The sequence below is a fragment of the uncultured Flavobacterium sp. genome, assembly GCF_963975515.1.
In the GTDB taxonomy this organism is placed as follows: domain Bacteria; phylum Bacteroidota; class Bacteroidia; order Flavobacteriales; family Flavobacteriaceae; genus Flavobacterium.
The window spans coordinates 265,963-281,965 of record NZ_CAXBGY010000001.1; the positions used below are offsets into that span (position 1 = coordinate 265,963).

13 protein-coding genes are annotated in these 16,003 nt (G+C 29.0%); 4 read left to right on the forward strand and 9 right to left on the reverse strand.

Annotation, left to right across the window (positions count from 1 at the left end):
* The first annotated feature begins 131 nt into the window (after positions 1–131).
* Positions 132–1,079: a fasciclin domain-containing protein gene (locus tag AAC008_RS01245; RefSeq protein ID WP_339886928.1), complete on the forward strand. Its 948-nt coding sequence runs from the start codon at positions 132–134 to the stop codon at positions 1,077–1,079.
* Positions 1,080–1,147: 68 nt separating this feature from the next.
* Here the strand turns inward: AAC008_RS01245 and yidC are convergent, their stop codons facing one another.
* From yidC to corA, 8 genes are all read right to left on the reverse strand, one after another.
* On the reverse strand, positions 1,148–3,034 hold the full coding sequence (gene yidC, locus AAC008_RS01250) for a membrane protein insertase YidC (RefSeq protein ID WP_339886929.1): 1,887 nt from the start codon (positions 3,032–3,034) through the stop codon (positions 1,148–1,150).
* Positions 3,035–3,085: 51 nt separating this feature from the next.
* Positions 3,086–4,720, reverse strand: coding sequence for a CTP synthase (locus AAC008_RS01255; RefSeq protein ID WP_339886930.1), 1,635 nt, complete (start codon positions 4,718–4,720; stop codon positions 3,086–3,088).
* Between the two features lie 99 nt (positions 4,721–4,819).
* A complete protein-coding gene (locus AAC008_RS01260) occupies positions 4,820–5,050 on the reverse strand; it encodes a DUF3820 family protein (RefSeq protein ID WP_339886931.1) in 231 nt (76 codons plus the stop codon).
* A gap of 1 nt (position 5,051) precedes the next feature.
* On the reverse strand, positions 5,052–5,456 hold the full coding sequence (locus tag AAC008_RS01265) for an OsmC family protein (RefSeq protein WP_339886932.1): 405 nt from the start codon (positions 5,454–5,456) through the stop codon (positions 5,052–5,054).
* On the reverse strand, positions 5,456–7,384 hold the full coding sequence (locus AAC008_RS01270; RefSeq protein WP_339886933.1) for a LysM peptidoglycan-binding domain-containing protein: 1,929 nt from the start codon (positions 7,382–7,384) through the stop codon (positions 5,456–5,458). The genes AAC008_RS01265 and AAC008_RS01270 overlap by 1 nt, the downstream gene beginning before the upstream one ends.
* Before the next feature lie 24 nt (positions 7,385–7,408).
* On the reverse strand, positions 7,409–8,467 hold the full coding sequence (locus tag AAC008_RS01275) for a LysM peptidoglycan-binding domain-containing protein (protein ID WP_339886934.1): 1,059 nt from the start codon (positions 8,465–8,467) through the stop codon (positions 7,409–7,411).
* 92 nt (positions 8,468–8,559) lie between these two features.
* Positions 8,560–10,089, reverse strand: a complete 1,530-nt coding sequence (guaA, locus tag AAC008_RS01280; RefSeq protein WP_339886935.1) for a glutamine-hydrolyzing GMP synthase — start codon at positions 10,087–10,089, stop codon at positions 8,560–8,562.
* 57 nt (positions 10,090–10,146) lie between these two features.
* Positions 10,147–11,217 (reverse strand): magnesium/cobalt transporter CorA, encoded by a 1,071-nt coding sequence (gene corA / locus AAC008_RS01285; protein WP_339886936.1) that lies wholly within the window; start codon positions 11,215–11,217, stop codon positions 10,147–10,149.
* Between the two features lie 75 nt (positions 11,218–11,292).
* Here corA and hutI point away from each other — a divergent pair, with 75 nt between their 5' ends.
* Positions 11,293–12,531, forward strand: a complete 1,239-nt coding sequence (gene hutI / locus AAC008_RS01290) for an imidazolonepropionase (RefSeq protein WP_339886937.1) — start codon at positions 11,293–11,295, stop codon at positions 12,529–12,531.
* Between the two features lie 47 nt (positions 12,532–12,578).
* On the opposite strand, the gene AAC008_RS01295 is transcribed toward hutI, so the two are convergent.
* Entirely contained in the window at positions 12,579–13,463 is an 885-nt protein-coding gene (locus AAC008_RS01295; RefSeq protein ID WP_339886939.1) for a hypothetical protein, read from the reverse strand.
* A gap of 100 nt (positions 13,464–13,563) precedes the next feature.
* Between AAC008_RS01295 and AAC008_RS01300 the strand changes: the two genes are divergently transcribed.
* Positions 13,564–14,595 (forward strand): formimidoylglutamase, encoded by a 1,032-nt coding sequence (locus AAC008_RS01300; RefSeq protein WP_339886940.1) that lies wholly within the window; start codon positions 13,564–13,566, stop codon positions 14,593–14,595.
* Between the two features lie 137 nt (positions 14,596–14,732).
* Positions 14,733–15,986 (forward strand): DEAD/DEAH box helicase, encoded by a 1,254-nt coding sequence (locus AAC008_RS01305; protein ID WP_339886942.1) that lies wholly within the window; start codon positions 14,733–14,735, stop codon positions 15,984–15,986.
* Positions 15,987–16,003: the final 17 nt, after the last annotated feature.

A 16,003-nucleotide genomic window follows, 5' to 3' on the forward strand; every position in this document is an offset into this window, starting at 1 on the left:
GTTTTACTTAATTTATTATCAATTAGTTAAACAATTGATAAAAAAAGTTAATTTTTGCTTTAAATTCTACCAATCATTTTCTTTTTTGTTTAATCTTTATTATATTTGGTTAAACAAAAAACATAATTACTATGAAAAACATTGCAAAATTAATCAAATTAACTCTATTCATCGCAACAAGTGTGATGATATTTTCGTGCTCAAATGATGATGATGATCCTGTTGTTGTTTCAGTTGACAACTCAATTGCAGGAATTGCATCACGTACACCAGAATTCTCTTCATTAGTTGCTGCTTTAGCTAAAGCTGACTTAGTACAAACATTAAGCCAAAGTGGTTCATTTACGGTGTTTGCACCTGACAATGCAGCATTTTCAACTTTTTTATCTGCTAATGGCTACTCGAGCTTAGATGCAGTTCCGACAGCAGCATTAAAAGAAATACTTTTAAACCATGTTGTGAGTGGAACAAATTTATCTACAGGTTTATCTACAGGTTATGTAAAAACTTTAGGTAAAGGTTCTGCTTCGATGACCAACACTTTAAGTATGTACATAAACACTGCAAGTGGTGTAAGTCTTAATGGTGTTTCTAACGTAACTCAAGCTGATATTATTGCAACAAATGGAGTAATTCATAAAGTAAGTGCGGTTATTGGATTACCAACTGTTGTAACTCATGCAGCAGCAAACAGTAATTTTACAACTTTAGTTGGATTATTAGACGGCCAAGGTTTAGTTCCTACATTAAACGGATCAACTAGTTCTCCTTTCACTGTTTTTGCTCCTTCAAATAGTTCTTTTGCAACTTTTGAAATGCAAAATCCAGGAACTTTAGCTAGTTTAACTTCTGCTCAAGTAACTTCAGTGTTAACTTATCATGTAGTTGCAGGTGCTAATGTATTGTCTACTGGAATTCCTACTACTCCAATTACTACTTTAGAAACTGGTACATTTACAATTGCTGGAACAGTTATTACAGATGAAGCAAACAGAAATACAAATATTGTAGCTGTTGATGTTCAATGTTCAAATGGAGTTATTCATGTAATTGATAATGTATTATTACCAATGCTTTAATTTACAAATTTTACTAAAAGAAAAAGCCATTCATTAATCTGAATGGCTTTTTTAATATTATAATTTAATTATTTTTTCTTTTGAGCTTTAGCTTCTTCAGCTTGTTCCATCATTTCTCGCATTTTTTTCTGGAATTTGCTTTCTTTTTTCTCTTTTGTTTTATTGACTTGAATTTTAGCGTGAATTTTATCTTCATTCACAATATATTTTTTAATAACTAACATAATTCCGATTGTAATTAAATTAGAAATAAAGTAATATAAACTCAATCCAGAAGCATAATTATTGAAGAAAACCAACATCATTACAGGAGAAATATAAATCATAATTTTCATGATTTTCCCCATATCTGGCATACCTTCTTGCGTTGGTGCACTCATTTGTTGATCACCCGTTGTCATTCTCATATAGAAGAAAATAGCAACAGAAGCCAAAATTGGAAATAAACTTACGTGATCTCCATAAAAAGGAATTCTAAATGGCAAATGATATACTGCATCATAAGAAGATAAATCGTCTGCCCAAAGGAAGCTTTTTTGTCTTAAATCAAACATTGACGGGAAAAACTGAAACAATGCATAGAAAACTGGAATTTGCATAACAGCTGGTAAACAACCTGCCATCGGGTTTACTCCTGCTTTAGAATACAACTTCATTGTTTCTTGTTGTTTCTTCATTGCATTATCCTTGTATTTAGCGTTTAATTCGTTAATTTCCGGACGCAATACTTTCATTTTTGCTTGAGACAAATATGATTTATATGTAATTGGTGACATTGCTAATCTTACCAAAATCGTAAAAATGATAATTGACAATCCATAACCTAATCCGATTGAAGAAATAAATCCAAATACTGGAATGAAAACCCAACGGTTAATCCATCCGAAAATTCCCCAACCTAATGGCATAATTTCGTCTAGATTTTTATCATAACTTGTTAAAGTTTCATATTTTGCTGGACCATAATACCAGTTCATAGCATAATTAAGTTCACCATTTTTAAAATCTAAAGGCACTTTTGCCATAAAGTTTTTAGTGTAAACTGTATCAATTTCCTCATCGTTAACTAAATTTTGAGATTTTAATTCAGCCGTTTTAAAAGGAGTGTCTGTTAATAAAATTGAAGTAAAGAAATGTTGCTTAAAAGCAATGTACGTTACATCTTTTACAATATCATCATCATCTTTTGCAGCACTTAGATAATCATCTTTTCCTTCTTCATATTCATAAACCATTTCTGTGTAACGGTTTTCATATGAAATACTTTTTTCGTTTCTAAATGCTTTTAATTGCCATTCTAAATCTAATGATTTTGAAGTGTTGATTACATCAGTTAAACCTTGTGTTTTGATTCCAAAATCTAACATGTATTCTTTTGGTTTCAAAACATAACGATATTCTAAAAACTTGTTTTCACCAGCTTTTAAACGCATTGTTAATACTTGATTTTCGCCATCTTTAGATAAAGTCGGCTCAAAGAACATGTCTTTTGTATTTAAAACACGATTGTCTTTTGTATTTAAAGTAATGTTTAGATTTGCATTATTTTCTTTGATAATTTGAACTTCTGTTTTAGAATTTTTTTCAAATTGTTCAATTCCTTTGACAGTTGCATTAATAATGTAACCCCCTTTATTTGATATTTCTAATTTTAAAACATCATTTTCAATAGTTGTAACATTCTCTTTTGCAGATGGAAGAGTTGAAGAATAAGCAAATGAACCTAATTGTGCTTTAGCTTGCTCATTTTGAAGAGAATCATTTGTAACAAGTGGAGTAACTTCTTGAGTTTGTTCTGTTTTTACTGATTCTTTTTGTTTATCTACTTGCTCTTGTTTAGCTTTTGTTTCTTGTTCTTCTTTTGTAGGAGTGTTAGTATATAACATCCACATTAAAATCCCTGAAATTAATACAAATCCAATAATTGAATTTAGATCTAATTTTTTTTCTTCCATTTTTAGTATTTATTCCTTTAGAATAATCTAAAGGCAATTAATTTGTTATAATTAAACTGTTTGACTCTTTAGTCTGTTTGTTTTATTTTGAACTATAGCTTTTACAAAACTCACAAATAAAGGATGAGGATTGGCAACTGTACTTTTATATTCTGGATGATATTGAACTCCGATAAAAAATGGATGATCTTTTACTTCTACAATCTCTACCAAATTTGTATCAGGATTAACTCCAGAGGCAATTAAACCTGCATTTTGCAATTCATCTAAATACTTTGCGTTAAATTCGTATCTATGACGGTGACGTTCTGAAATTTCAGACGTTCCATATACTTTATGTGCTAATGTTCCTTCTTTAATTGAACATTTCCAAGCACCTAAACGCATAGTTCCTCCTTTATTCACAATATTTTTTTGTTCCTCCATTAAATTAATAACAGGATACTTAGTCTTTTCATTCATCTCAGTTGAATTTGCATCTTTGTAACCTAATACATTTCTTGCGAACTCAATAACAGCCATTTGCATTCCTAAACAAATTCCTAAAAACGGAATTTTATTTTCTCTTGCATAGCGAACAGTATCTATTTTTCCTTCGATTCCACGATTACCAAATCCAGGAGCAACTAATATGCCATCTAAACCTTTTAGTTGTTTTTCTGCCGTTTTGGCATTTAAAAACTCAGAATGAACAGAAATGACATTTACTTTTGTTTCATTTGTAGCACCAGCATGAATAAAGGCTTCAAGAATTGATTTATATGAATCTTGTAATTCAACATATTTACCCACTAAACCAATATTGATTTCATGTTTTGGATTTTTATGTTTTTGAAGAAACTCATTCCAATGTTTTAAATCTGGACTATTTTTTTCTGGCAAACCTAATTTCTTAAGAGTAACAGTATCTAATCCTTCTTCTAACATTAAATTTGGCACATCATAAATAGTTGATGCATCAATAGATTGAATAACAGCTTCTTTCTTTACATTACAAAATAATGCTAATTTTTGACGCAATTCATCAGATAATTCATGTTCTGTTCTACAAACTAAAATATCTGCTTTAATTCCGCTTTCCATTAATGTTTTAACAGAATGTTGCGTTGGTTTTGTTTTTAATTCACCAGCAGCAGCCAAATATGGAACTAAAGTTAAATGAATACAGATTGCATTTTCATCACCTAATTCCCATAATAATTGACGAACTGATTCTATATAAGGCAATGATTCAATATCACCTACTGTTCCACCAATTTCTGTAATCACTATATCATAATCACCTGTGTTACCAAGTAATTGCATACGTTCTTTAATTTCATTTGTGATATGAGGAACAACTTGAACTGTTTTTCCTAAAAATTCACCTCTACGTTCTTTTTCAATAACCGAAAGATAAACTCTACCTGTTGTAACGTTATTGGCTTGAGAAGTAGGAACATTTAAAAAACGTTCGTAATGTCCTAAATCTAAATCTGTTTCTGCTCCATCATCAGTTACATAGCATTCTCCATGCTCATATGGATTCAAAGTTCCTGGATCAACATTGATGTATGGATCAAATTTTTGAATAGTTGCCCTGTAACCTCTTGCTTGTAATAATTTTGCTAAAGATGCAGCAATAATTCCTTTTCCCAAAGAAGAAGTCACACCACCAGTAACAAATATATATTTCGTTTGATTCATTGTGTAGTTGTTGTTTGTTGTGTTGTTGTTTAAAACGTGCAAAAATACGATTTATAATTGATAATTTACAATTGAAAATTAGCAATTATTTTAATTTGCTTAAATCGGTTTGCGAAAATTTCTACGAATATTTCTAATTAGTTCTTCCAAACCATTTAGTTTAAGTTCATAAACAAGTTTAAGTTGTTCTCCTAATTGACCTTTTGGAAAACCTTTGTTATGATACCAAACCACATAATATTCAGGTAAATCGATTAAGTATTTACCTTCATATTTACCAAAAGGCATTTTTGCATGAGCGAGTTTAACTAATTGTTCTTGATTTGTCAAATTACTTCCAATTAAAAGTAATTTCTTTTTTGATATCTGGATGCAAACTATAATGAACAGGGCAAGTATTAGCTGTTCTTTCTAAAATGGTTTTAGTTTTTTCATCAATACTTGCGTTAAAATTAAAAATAATATGAATTTCAGAAATTCTTCTTGGTTCAGTAGCCATTATTTTTGTTACTTCTGCGGTTGAGTTTGATAAATCAACATTCATATCCTGAGCTTTAATTCCCATAACTGTGAACATACAAGTTGCTAAACCGTTTGCCACAGTATCTGTTGGAGAAAATGCTTCTCCTTTTCCGTTGTTATCTAAGGGAGCATCAGAAATTATTTCTGAACCTGAATTTATATGAATAGAAGATGTTCTTAAATCTCCTAAATAGGTCACTTTTGATGTTGGCATTATTTTACTTCTTCTATGGTTAATTCGTCTGTATAGTGCATTAAATAAATTCCGGTATTATAATTACCATCCTCTATTTTTCTATAATTAAATTTACTTTGTAATTGCTCTGAAGTTAAACCAGTAGTAGAATTTACAAAACCGTTTTCTTGATATATTCTCAAAATTGTATCAAAAGTTACATCAAAACCTCGTGTTGCAAAGAAATTAGGGTTAACATTATTCTCTTTCTTGAATTTTTGTTGAAAAGATTCATAATATCCAGTTTTATTAGTTCTAGTTACAGAAGGAAACATCATTTTTAAATCTGTATATCTTTTTAATGGTATTTCTTCAAATTCTAACGCATCATAAATTTCGAAAACAACTAATTGAATATCATATTTAGATTTTAATTTAGATAGAATACTTGTTGTATTTAGAATTATGTTTGTTTTTTCGGTATCAAGAATTACAAAATTCTTTTTAGTTGGATCTAAAAGTGAAATAATGTTTTCTGATGTAACAGCTCCTTTTTCTGTTAAGGGAACAATTTTTAATTCAGGAAATTGAGCCAATACTGTTTCTTTATTTTCTTGTTTTTTATTGCTAAAAATTGCCAATACATTTCCATTATTTTTCTTGAAGTGATTAAATAACATTTCTCGCATCAATTCATCTGAAGGTCTTGCATAATAAATATTAGGATATGGCTTTCCGTTAGTTACAGACAAAGGAGAAATAATGGGAATATTATATCTTTCTAAAGCGATTGCCGTTTGTTCAACTTGAGAATTTATTAAAGGACCAACGACAGCATTTACTTTTGAAAAATCATTTTTTTGAATAATTGAATTCAAATTATTAGATGTTTTTTTGGATTCAAAATCAATTACTTTTACCTTTAAATTGCTATAACCCATTCTTCTTGCTGAATCAATTGCTATTAAAGCACCCGCATAATAATCTAAGGCAATATTGGTTAATTGTCCGTGTTTAGAATTCAAAAACTCTGATTTACTTCTAATTGAATCATTTTCAATCATTGGAATATTAAAAGGAAGTAATAAAACTAACGTTTTTTCAACATCGCTTTTTTTAGCTACTAATCTAGTTTTATCAGAAGCTAAATCAAGCTCTTTTAAATTGTCGCTTGGAATGTTAATCACCAAACCTTCTTTAAAACCTTCGCTTAGAATTGGGTTTAACTTTAAAATTTCCATTTGAGAAACATTAAACTTTTTTGAAATTCCGTATAGAGTTTCTTTGGGTTTAATTTCATATTGTTCGTAATCTGATTTTTCTTTTGAAATTGTTCGTTTTCCTTTTTTGGTTACTGCAATAGCAATTCCGACAGGAAAACCATCTGCAATTTCCGGATTAAGCTCTTCTAATTCTTCGATTGTTAGTTCAAACTTTTTAGCAATTCCATATTTAGTGTCTTCTGGTTGAATTATATATTTTCCAGAATCTAATATAGAATCTTTAACTGTTGTAGAAATTACAAAATCAGGATTAATAGGTTGTTTTACAATTAGTACTTGTCCTTCTTGTAAACCATCTCTAACGACTACTTTATTCCAATTATCTAAATCATCTATAGTTATGTTGAATTTTTTGGCTAAATTATATTTGGTATCTTTGGGTTGAACAATATAAGTTTCGATTTTATTAGAATCTTCTTTTAGTTTTTTATCCTTTTTTGAATCTTTATTGTCAACTTTATAATCACGTAAACTAATCAATAAAATTTGATTTTCATTAATTCCGTTTTTTGCTTCAGGATTTAATGTATATATATCATAAGGTGTTATTTTATACTTTTTAGCAATTTGAGTTACAGTTTCTCCTGCTAAAACAGTATGTTTTACATAATCCTTATTGGGTTGAGCAAAAGAATTAAAAGAAATTAATACTATTAGTAGTACTATCTTTTTGATTTGATTCATAAAATTAAAATTAATTCAGGGCAATTATTTTTTTACTTTAATAGTTATTTCTTGACCTGATTGAAGGCTTTTTGTTAAAAGTTCTTCATTTTGTTGTTTAATATCTTCAATTGAAACATTATATTTTTTAGAAATACTATATAATGTTTCCTTTGGTTGTACTTGATGCTTTATTATAGTAATATCGTCTGGATTTGAAATCTCAGTAGTTTTTAAATCGGTTTTTATTATTTTTTCATTTTTATCTTCATTAACAACAACTGGTACCTTTGCTTTTATTTTTAACATTTGTCCTGATTGCAATCCGTTTTGTAACGTAGCAGTATTTGCTTTAGAAATTTCATTTACTGATATACCATACTTTTTTGATATACTGTAAAGTGTTTCTCCAGAATTTACTTTATGCATAACTTCAGTTGTAGTATTGTTATTATCATCCTCAGTTGAAATTGTTGAAATAACTTGTTCTGGTTCATCATTAATAAATAAATTTTGAGATACAAGCATTTTTAAAGTTGATCCAGCTTGAAGTCCTTTTTTTAAAACCTTTTCATTTTCTTTTTCAATTTCCTCTACAGATACACCATATCTTTTCGACAAACTATTTAGTGTTTCTCCAGATAATACTTCATGCTCAATAAACTGTTTTTTATCAGATATTTTTAATTTTGATATAGCTTCACGTCTACCATAATTTGGATCTTTTGCTTCTTCAACTTCTGAAACCGAAGCTACTACTTCATTTTCTTTAGCTTTTATTAACTCTCTTTCTTCTCTTTCTTTTACACGTTCAAGTAATGCTAATTTTTGTTTTTCCCTTTTTTCTTTTCGTTCCGTAATTATTTCTTGACTCTTAATAGGCTGTGGGATGTATAATATCATTCCTTCACTAACTCCATCTATTGCTTTTTTGTTTAACCTATAGATTTCAGTTGGAGTAACGAGGTATTTTTTTGAAATCATTAACATAGTTTCTCCTAATGCAACTTTATGAGTAACAATTTCTACATTATCATCTTCTTGACCGTAACCTAATTGGAAAGTCAATAGCAAAACTAAAAATACAACTAGCTTTCTACTCATAAGTAGAAAATCAGTTTTTCTGTTTTTGTAAACTTTTAGAATCATAATTTAAGATTAGGTTAAACTTTAATTATTAAAAAAGAATAAAATATTTATTCCCATTCGATTGTTGCAGGTGGTTTTGAACTTATATCATACACTACTCTATTCACACCTTTAACTTTATTTATTATCTCGTTTGATATTTTCATTAAAAACTCATAAGGCAAATGTACCCAATCAGCTGTCATTCCATCAGTAGACTCAACTGCACGTAGAGCAACGACTTTTTCATAAGTACGTTCATCTCCCATTACTCCTACACTATTAACAGGTAATAAAATTGCACCTGCTTGCCAAACTTTATCGTATAAACCATGTTCTTTTAATCCGTTGATAAAAATTGCATCAACTTCTTGAAGAATATCTACTTTTTCTTGTGTAATATCTCCTAAAATTCTGATTGCTAAACCAGGACCTGGAAATGGGTGTCTTCCTAATAATTCAGCGTCTATTCCTAACGTTTTACCAACTCTTCTTACTTCATCTTTAAACAACATTCGAAGTGGTTCAACAATTTTTAATTTCATAAAGTCAGGTAAGCCACCAACATTATGATGTGATTTTATTGTTGCAGAAGGACCATTAACTGAAATTGATTCAATAACATCAGGATATATTGTTCCTTGTGCTAACCATTTTACATCTGTTAATTGGTTTGCTTCATCATCAAAAACTTCAATAAAAGCATTTCCAATTGCTTTACGTTTTGTTTCAGGATCATCTACACCAGCAAGAGCTTTCAAAAAGCGTGCCGAAGCATCTACTCCTTTAACATTTAAACCCATTCCTTTGTATTGGTCTAAAACGCTATCATACTCATTTTTACGCAATAAGCCATTATTAACGAATATGCAATATAAATTTTTTCCTATAGCTTTATGTAATAAAACGGCAGCAACTGTTGAGTCAACTCCACCAGAAAGTCCTAAAACAACTTTATCATCTTGAACTTTATTTTTAAGTTCTTCTATCATATCCTCAACAAAAGCGTTTGGAGTAAAATTTTGAGGTACTTCAGCAATTTTTACTAAAAAGTTCTCTAACATTTGTTTTCCATCCGTTGAATGATATACTTCTGGATGATATTGAATAGCATAAGTAGTTTCACCTTCTATTTTGTAAGCTGCATTTTCTACATCTTTCGTGCTGGCAATTTTAACAGCATTTGTTGGTAAAGTTTTAATGGTGTCTGAATGACTCATCCAAACTTGACTATCCTTGCTAATACCTTCTAAAAAAGGTTCATTTTCTTTGATGTAAGATAAATTAGCTCTTCCGTATTCTCTTATGTTTGAAGGAGCTACTTCACCACCCGAAAAATGAGCTAAATATTGAGCACCATAACAAACAGCCAAAAGAGGTTTTTTTCCTCTAATTTCTGACAAATCTGGATGTGGTGCATCTTCTGCTCTTACAGAAAATGGGCTACCTGATAATATTACGGCTTTAAAAGTTGACAAATCCTTTGGAGGATTATTGTAAGGATATATTTCGCAAAATATATTAAGTTCACGAACTCTTCTTGCGATAAGTTGTGTGTATTGTGAACCGAAATCTAAAATTAGTACGTTGTGTTGCATTTGGCAAAAATAATTTTTTATTTGTGTATTAAAAAGGCTTTGTTGTAAAAGTTTGTGCTAAAACCATTTTTTCTTTTTAAAGTAATATATCATCGATAAAACGATAAGAAACATGACTCCAAGAACAAAGAAATAACTGTATTTCCAGTGTAATTCTGGTAAATTATCAAAATTCATCCCATATATTCCTGCAATAAATGTTAAAGGCATGAAAATAGAAGAAATTACAGTTAGTATTTTCATAACCTCATTCATTCTATGACCTTGAGCTGTGTAAAAAAAATTACTTGCACTATTTAAAGCATTCATGTCATATTCAATCTGTTCAATTAATTCTAGCGTTTTTTGATGTAACCTACCAAAGAATACAAAATTTGAAGGTTCAATAAAATTGAGTTCATCATCATCCTTAATAGTTTTTATTGTAAACAAAGCATCTCTTAAAGGTATAACTGAACGTTTTAATAAGTGAAGTACTTCTCTAATCTTTTCAATATCTTGCATAATCATTGGATTATCAGAAGTTTTTGAAGATGCCAATAGTTCTTCGATTTTATTCTCTTTGGTTTCAATAGTTATGTAAAAGTTTTCTATTATCGCATCCAATAAAAGATATAGCAAAAAGTCAACTTTCTTTTTTCTAACAATCCCAACGTTAGCTCTAATTCGCTCTCTAATGTGTGTAAAAAAATCACCTCTCTTTTCCTGAAAAGAAACTATTAATCCATCTTGTAATAGAAAACTAATTTGTTCAATATTTATTGTTTCATTATTTGTACTAGGTAAAATTGATTTAATACTAAAGAACAAGGTATCATCAAGCTCATCTAGACTTGTTCCTCTTGATATATTAACAATATCAGAAACTATTAAGCTATTTAGATTAAGAATTTCTGTTAGATTCTTAATTAAATCCACATTAGCTAATCCATGAATATTTAGCCAATTATTTTGAGAATTAACTTTAGATTTGAAAAATTCTTCAACAGAAATGTTTTGAAATTCAATTGCATTTTCTTCGTTATACACAAAAAGCTGCAATTCAGTTTCCTTATCGGTATAAATTCCAGTATATTCAACTTGGCCTGGCTGAACTTTTCTACCTTTCTTATATTTAATTTTTCTCAAAATACTAAAATTTACTCTATCAAAGATAGGACTTTTTAAAAATCAAGTTTACTTTTACAAAAATTATTACAAACAATGAAAACACTACTTATTAACATTAAAGAACTTCTTCAAGTTAGAGAAAAATCAGCAAACATGGTGTGTGGCAAGGAAATGAATGATTTGCCTATAATTAATGATGCTTTTTTACTACTTGAAAATAATATTATTTCTGACTTTGGAAAGATGGTAGATTGTCCAACCAATAGTGATGCTAAAATTATTGACGTGACAGGCAAGATAGTTTTACCAACTTGGGTTGATAGTCATACACATATCGTTTATGCTGGAAATCGTGTACAAGAGTTCGTTGATAGAATAAATGGGCTATCTTATGAAGAGATTGCTAATCGTGGTGGTGGAATATTAAATTCTGCAAAAAAACTTAATGAATCATCTGAAAATGATATTTATGAGCAATCTAAACTTCGATTAGAAGAAGTTATGCAACAAGGAACTGGAGCTGTTGAAATAAAATCGGGATATGGATTGACTGTTGAAGGTGAATTGAAAATGCTTCGTGTAATTAAAAAACTAAAGGAAAATTATCCTATTGAAATTAAGGCTACTTTTTTAGGAGCACATGCTTTTCCTACAGAATATAAAGAGAATCATGCTGCTTATATTGATTTGATTATTAATGAAATGCTTCCAAAAATAGCTGAAGAAAATTTAGCCGATTATATTGATGCTTTTTTAGAAACTGGTTATTTTTCAGTTGATGAAACAATTAAAATAATGCAAGCTGGTAAGAAATATGGTTTAAAAGCAAAAATACACGTAAATCAGTTTACAACTATTGAAGGAATAAAAGCTTGTGTTGAAAATGATGCTTTAAGTGTAGATCATTTAGAAGTTGTGACTGATGAAGATATTGCTGTTCTTAAAAACAGTAAAACTATGCCTGTAGCATTGCCAAGTTGTTCTTATTTTATTACAATTCCATATACACCTGCAAGAAAAATGATTGATGCTGGTTTACCTTTAGCAATTGCCACAGATTTTAACCCTGGCACTACTCCTTCTGGAAATATGAATTTTGTTGTGGCTGCAGCTTGTATTAAAATGAAAATGACTCCCGAAGAAGCGGTTAATGCTGCTACTATAAATGGCGCTTATGCAATGGGAGTTTCTGAAACTCATGGTAGCATTACAAAAGGAAAAAGAGCAAACATTATTATTACAAAACCATTGACTTCCTTTTATCAATTGCCTTATGAATTTACAAGTAATTTGATTGATAAGGTTATGATTGAAGGTGAATTTATTTCATAAAAAAAAGCATCACGAAAGTGATGCTTTTTTTATTATTACTTTTCTAATTATCTTAAGTCAAAAGTTGTGTTTGCAACTAAATCTCCTTTGCTAAAAATATTAATATAATATTTTCCTTTTGCAAAGTCTTTACCTGATAATTCTTCATAAACATCAACTGTGTTATTTTCGAATTTTACTTTTGAAATAAAACTATATGTTAATAATTTATCATTAAAAGTAACAGACTTTTTATCACCTAATACATTGTTTGCTGCATCAATTACTTGTACATAGTATTCTTTTTCTCCAGATTTAGCTAAAGAATTTTCGGCAATTGTAAAGCTAATTTTTAATTTATCTGCTCTACTCGCTTTTTCAGTTTCAATTTGTTTTCCAGAACTTCTTTCTTTTACTGCAATTGTTTTTAAATTAACAATAACTAATTTTTGTCCTTTCTCAACAGTTTTTGATAACTTTTCGTTTTGATTAACTAAAGTATCATTGAATTTTTTTGATTCATCTAAAACTACGTTTGTGCTATCTAAATTTTTATTTAGCATCAAGTTTTCTTCTTTTAGTTTAGTGTTTTCTGCAACTAAACTATCCATTTCTCTTTTTAAACGAATGTAATCGTTTTTATAATTTGCAACAGATTCACCTTTTTTAACTCTTACAATTAAAGCTTCTACTTTTGCTTTTTCAGCTTCAAGTTCTTCTTTTAGAGAAGTATTACTAGCAATTTCACTATCATACATAGCTTTCATTTGCTCTAAATCGTTTAAAACTAACTCTTTCTCTGAAAGTATTTTATCATACTTTCCTTCGCTTAACTCAATATCTTTTTTTGAGTCTGAACTCATTTTAAACATATAGGCCATACTACCTAATAATAATAAAGATAATATTAGAATTATTGCCTTTAATTTTGAATTGTTTTGATTGCTTTCCATTTTTTATAATAATTTTTTTAAGGTACAAATGTACATTCTTTAGATTTAATAACGAAAATTTATAAGATTATAGTATTTTTGAATTCTATTTTTTTTATTTATGGACAATTTTATACAGTTTAGTACTTCAGATTTAGCAGCAATTACTAACCACAGAAGTGGTGAAGTAAAATTTGGCGAACGGATTATTACAGTGCCTAAAGATACTACTATTTTAGAGTTTATTTCAAAATCAGATGCCAATTTTGTTTTATTTGGTATTCCAGAAGACATAGGAATAAAAGCAAATTTTGGAAGAATCGGAGCTGCTTCTGCTTACTCAAGTGCAATAAAAAGTTTAGTAAACATTCAACACAATAAGTTTTGCAAAGCAAATAAATTAATTCTATTAGGTCATTTAAATGTGGAAAATGAAATGAAGAAAGCTGCATCTTTAGATCCAAATGACAAAGAGGAACGAAAAGAACTTTTTAAGCTAGTTGAACAAATAGATAAAGAAGTTTCACATATTGTTAGCGTTATTGTAAAAAATGGAAAAATTCCAATAATTATTGGTGGTGGACATAACAACGCTTATGGAAACATAAAAGGATTAGCCTTGGGTAAAGGAAAAATGGTCAATGCTGTTAATTTTGATGCTCATACTGATTTTAGAATTATGGAAGGAAGGCATTCTGGAAATGGTTTTACCTATGCATTTGAAGATAATTTTTTAAAAAAATACTTTGTTTTTGGACTTCATGAAGGATTTGTTTCTAAAAGTGTTTTTAATACTATAAAATCTATTCCAGATACGATTAATTACAATACTTATGAAGAAATAGACGTTAGAAAAGAAAAAAACTTCGATTCTGAATTAGATATTTCATTAGATTACGTAAAAGGTGACCCTTTTGGAATTGAATTAGACTTGGATGCAATACCAGGTGTATATTCTAGTGCTATGACAAATTCTGGCTTTGGAGTTGATAAAGCTCGTCAATTTGTGCATCATTTTGGAAAACATAAAAATGCTGCTTATTTGCATATTTGTGAAGGAGCACCCGATTTAGATCAAACCAATAATAACCATTTAACGGGTAAATTAATAGCTTATTTGATTACTGATTTTATGAAAAGTAAAATGTTGTAATATGATTTTCAGTTAAATAATTCTTAGATTATTTGATTTTGTAATTTATTTTTAAAGTTGAGCTTGATTTTTATAATTGTTATTGACATTGAAAAATGTTATTTTAATAATGATTACCTTTGAAAAAAAAATTACAAATGACTTTTAAAGAATTACAATTAATTCCAAATATACAACAAGCTATACAAGAAATTGGTTATGAGAAACCAACTCCTATTCAAGAACAAGCTATTCCTGCCGTTTTAGAAGGATTAGATTTAGTGGCTTGTGCACAAACAGGTACAGGAAAAACAGGTGCTTTTGCCATTCCAATTATCAATTTAATTCATAGAATTGTTGGTTCATCAAACAAAAAATCAAAGCATATTAGAACACTTGTGGTTACTCCTACTCGTGAGTTAGCTATACAAATTCAAGAAAATTTTGATTCTTATGGAAAATACACAAATATCAGATCAATGGTTATTTTTGGTGGTGTTAGTCAAGTTTCGCAAGTTGATCAATTAAGAAAAGGCGTTGATGTATTAATTGCAACACCTGGAAGACTTTTAGACTTAAATAAACAAGGTTATATAGATTTAGACTATTTACATCATTTGGTTTTAGATGAAGCTGATCAAATGTTGGATATGGGTTTTATTAATGATGTAAAAAAGATTGTTAAACTAACTCCAGATAATCGTCAAACCTTATTATTTTCTGCTACAATGCCAGTTGCTATTAGAGAGTTGGCTGATAAATTTTTAACAAATCCAAAATATATTTCTGTTGATCCAATTTCTAGTACAGCTGAAAAAGTGGATCAAAAAGTATATTTTGTTGACAAAGGCGACAAACGAAAACTATTATATCATTTGATTAAAAATGATGATTTAAAAAATATTTTGGTTTTTACAAGAACCAAGCATGGAGCAGATAATGTTGTAAAGGCTTTAGAAAAAGATAATGTTAAAGCAGCTGCAATACATGGAAACAAGTCGCAAAATGCTAGACAAAGAGCTTTAAAAGACTTTAAAGATCAAAAAATTTCTGTTTTAGTTGCTACTGATATTGCTGCAAGAGGAATCGATATAGATGACTTGCCTTTTGTAATAAATTTTGATATTCCAAATATATCTGAAACTTATGTGCACCGAATTGGTAGAACTGGTAGAGCTGGAAAGAGTGGATTAGCTATTTCATTTTGTGATAAAGAAGAAAAAGCATATTTAAAAGATATCGAAAAATTAATTCGAATTAAGATTAAAGTAGTTGAAGATCATCCTTATGTTTTAGACGTAAATGCTGTTTCTGAAAATTCAGATAAAAAGCCTGATTTAAGAAATAAGAAAAAAGAAACTAATTCTAGAAAATCTGAAGTTTCAAAAAAGAATAAGAAACGTTGGTATTAAATAATCAAAAAAAAAGA